Raw genomic sequence first — 4,195 nt, 5'->3', positions numbered from 1 at the left:
GCCTTGATTTTTTGTTGGTCTGAGATAATTGATTTTCTTCCCATAAAAAATAGCCCTCCTTATAGTAAACAGTTTTATTATTTAACTGTCTACCATAAGGGGAGCATATCAGAGGAGTTCCTTTTAATTAATTTATTTCTTTAATTATTGTTGGTTAGCTAATTTTTTATAACCAGCTAATCTTTCTTTAGCATCTCTTTCTGTTTTAACAAATAATTCTTCTGCTACTTCTGGAAAACTTTTTGCAAGTGAAGAATATCTAACTTCACCCATTAAGTAATCTCTAAATGAAGTAATTGGTTCTTTAGAGTCTAATATAAATGGGTTCTTTCCTGCATCTTTAAGATCCGGATTAAATCTATACATAGCCCAGTATCCAGATTCAACAGCTCTCTTAGTTTCAAGTTGTGTACAACCCATTCCAACTCTTATACCGTGATTGATACATGGTGCATAAGCGATTATAAGTGATGGTCCTTTGTACGCTTCTGCTTCTTTTATAGCTTTTAGTGTTTGAGCTTTATCAGCACCCATTGCTATTTGAGCAACATAAACATATCCGTAAGTCATTGCCATCATGCCAAGATCTTTTTTCTTAGTTCTCTTACCAGTAGCAGCAAATTTTGCAACAGCTGCAGTTGGTGTAGATTTTGAAGCCTGACCACCTGTATTTGAATATACTTCAGTATCAAACACAAATATATTTACATCTTCTCCAGATGCTAATACATGATCAACTCCACCAAATCCGATATCATAAGCCCATCCATCTCCACCAAATATCCATTGAGACTTCTTAACTAAATGATCTCTTTTACTAAATATTTCTTTTAAAGCTTCATTTTTATCTTTTTCAGTTTTTAATAATGGTAATATTTTCGATGCAGCAGTTCTTGAACCTTCTCCATCTTGCTTATTCTCAATCCATTCATTAAGAGCTGTTTTTAATGCTTCGCTTGTATTCATTGTTAATGCCTGTTTAGCAAGTATTTCAACTTTATCTCTTAATTGAGTAGTTCCAAGGAACATACCAAATCCAAATTCAGCATTATCTTCGAATAATGAGTTAGCCCAAGCTGGTCCTTTACCACATTTATTAACTGTGTATGGTGAAGCAGGTGAACTTCCTCCCCAAATTGAAGTACATCCTGTAGCATTTGCTATTAACATTCTGTCTCCAAATAATTGAGTTATAAGTCTAGAATATGGTGTTTCTCCGCATCCAGCACAAGCTCCACTGAATTCCATTAATGGTTGCTCAAATTGGCTTCCCTTAACAGTTGCTGTTCCTAATGGATTTTCTTTTTTAGGTAAGTTTATATTAAACTTCCAGTTTTGTATTTTATCAGTTTGTGTTGCATATGGTTTCATGATTAAAGCTTTTTCTTTAGCTGGGCATACTTCTGCGCAGTTACCACAACCGGTACAATCTTCATTACTTATACCTATTGCAAAACTTTGACCTTCGAGTCCCTTACCTACAGCTTTCTTACTTTCATAAGTTTTTGGAGCCTTTTTAAGATCTTCATCATTTGTTAAGAAAGGTCTTATTACAGCGTGTGGACATACATATGCACATTGATTACATTGTATACATTTGTCTACTTGCCATTCAGGGATGCTAACTGCAATTCCTCTTTTTTCATATGCAGCTGTTCCTGGCATTAATGATCCATCTTCTATTCCAGCAAATGCACTTACAGGTAAAGAATCTCCTTCTTGTCTGTTCATTACATCAGCTATATTTTTAACGAAATCTGGTCTAGCTTCTTGTGTTTCATTATCATCTTTAACTGTTTTCCAGCTAGCAGGAACATTAATTTTAACAACTGATTGAACTCCCTTATCAATTGCTGCATTATTCATATCGATAACTTTTTGACCTTTTTTACCATAAGAAGTAATAACAGCTGCTTTAAGATACTTAACTGCATCTTCTACTGGTATTATGTTTGCAAGTTCAAAGAAAGCAGATTGCATTATCATGTTAACTCTTCCACCAAGACCTATTTTCCCAGCTATTCCAACTGCATCAATAGTATTAAAGTTAATATTGTGATTCGCAATATATCTCTTCATTGATGCTGGTAAATGTTGTTCTAATTCTTCTACACTCCATATACAATTTAATAAGAATGTTCCACCATCTTTAATTCCTTTTAGAACATCATATTTAGTTACATAAGCTTGGTTACCACAGGCAACATAGTTTGCAGAACTAATTAAATATGTTGATTTTATAGCTTTCTTACCAAATCTCAAATGAGAAATTGTTACTCCACCTGATTTTTTAGAATCATATGCAAAATATGCTTGAGCAAACATATCTGTATGGTTTCCTATGATTTTTATTGCACTCTTATTAGCTCCAACAGTACCATCTGATCCAAGACCCCAGAATTTACACTCTTTAGTTCCCTCTGGTGTTGTTGTAATAGCATCACCAATTGTAAGTGATTTATTAGTAACATCATCAACTATTCCTATAGTAAATCCGTTTACTGGAGTTTTTGCTTTTAAAGCATCATATACAGCAACTATTTGAGCTGGAGTAGTATCTTTTGATCCAAGTCCATATCGGCCACCAACAATAACTGGTCTGTTTTCTTGATCAAAATATGTGCTTCTAACATCTTGGTATAATGGTTCTCCTATTGAACCTGGTTCTTTCGTTCTATCAAGTACTGATATTTTTTTAACAGTTTTGGGTATGTATTTAAAGAAATGATCTACTGAAAAAGGTCTAAATAAATGTACTTTAAGTACTCCAACCTTTTCTCCCTTTGCGGTTAGATAATCAATAGTTTCTTCTATTGTTTCACAAACTGATCCTATTGCTATTATTATTCTATCTGCATCACCAGCACCATAATAATTAAATAAATGGTAGTCAGTTCCGATTAATGAATTTATTTTTCCCATACATGTTTCAACTTTTTCAGGTAAAGCATCATAAAATTTGTTTGAAGCTTCTCTTCCTTGGAAATAAATATCTGGATTTTGTGCTGTTCCACGAGTTACAGGATGTTCTGGATTCATTGCACTATTTCTAAATACTTCTAATGCTTCTTTATTTACAAGACTTCCTAGAGTTTCATAATCCCATGCTTCTACTTTTTGTATTTCATGAGAAGTTCTAAATCCATCAAAGAAGTTTACAAATGGAATTTTCCCTTCAATAGCTGTTAAATGGGCAACTGGTGAAAGATCCATTACTTCTTGTACACTATTAGATGCAAGTAACGCAAAACCAGTTTGTCTTGTTGCCATTACGTCTTGATGATCTCCAAAAATATTAAGTGCATGAGTTGTTAACGCTCTGGCAGCTACATGGAATACTCCAGGTAATAATTCTCCTGCTATTTTGTACATGTTTGGAATCATTAATAATAACCCTTGAGAACAAGTAAATGTTGAAGTTAAAGCTCCTGTTTGAAGTGAACCATGTACTGCGCCAGCAGCTCCTGCTTCCGATTGCATTTCCATAAGTTTTACTTTTTGACCAAATACATTTTTTGTTCCTTTAGCTGCAAGTTCATCACAATATTCTGCCATTGTTGATGATGGTGTTATAGGATAAATTGCTGCCACATCGGTATATGCATATGCAACGTGTGCTGCTGCTGTATTTCCATCCATAGTTTTCATTTTTCTCATTTAATAAGCCTTCTTTCATTAAATTATTTGTTTCCTGAATTTTAATTTTATCTTAATCTTGACATTATCATATAAATTTCTCTACATTGTAAAAAATTTTGCTCCAAAGTACGTAATTAATCCTAAGATTACTACATATCCAAGGCAGAATTTTAATGTTGCCTTTAATATCTTACCCTCAGCTCCTACAAGTCCCGTAGCTGCTGTGGCAACTGCAATACTTTGAGGAGAAATCATTTTACCGGCAGTAGCCCCACCCGTATTAGCGGCTGCTAGCCAATAAGGACTCATATGAAGATTTTTTGCAACTTCAACTTGAAGTGGTCCAAATAATACATTTGCAGAGGTATCACTACCAGTTACAAAAGTACCGAGTGCACCTATAATTGGAGCGAATAATGGATAAAAGCTACCTGTTGCTGCAACGAGCACCACAGCAATAGATGTTATCATTCCACTATGACTCATTACTTTTGCAAGAGAAACTATAGCAACTATTGTAATCGCTGTTTTACTCATTTGTTTACAAGTATCAGTA

2 protein-coding genes are annotated in these 4,195 nt (G+C 34.1%); both read right to left on the bottom strand.

Going from position 1 to position 4,195, the window contains the following annotated elements; all coding sequences use genetic code 11:
* Positions 1-144 precede the first annotated feature (144 nt).
* On the bottom strand, positions 145-3,657 hold the full coding sequence (gene nifJ / locus LGK95_RS21845) for a pyruvate:ferredoxin (flavodoxin) oxidoreductase (protein ID WP_226127011.1): 3,513 nt from the start codon (positions 3,655-3,657) through the stop codon (positions 145-147).
* Between the two features lie 81 nt (positions 3,658-3,738).
* Positions 3,739-4,195: L-lactate permease (locus LGK95_RS21840; RefSeq protein WP_226127010.1), on the bottom strand; the 457-nt coding region annotated here is incomplete at its 5' end.

This window comes from Clostridium algoriphilum (assembly GCF_020443705.1).
GTDB lineage: Bacteria > Bacillota > Clostridia > Clostridiales > Clostridiaceae > Clostridium_AD > Clostridium_AD algoriphilum.
The sequence above is the reverse complement of the archived record's forward strand: the minus strand, read 5'-3'. Positions and strand labels throughout refer to the sequence as shown.

Excerpts from the sequence above, each read along its gene's own strand:
- nifJ (WP_226127011.1), bottom strand. The coding sequence starts at position 3,657 with ATGAGAAAAATGAAAACTATGGATGGAAATACAGCAGCAGCACACGTT.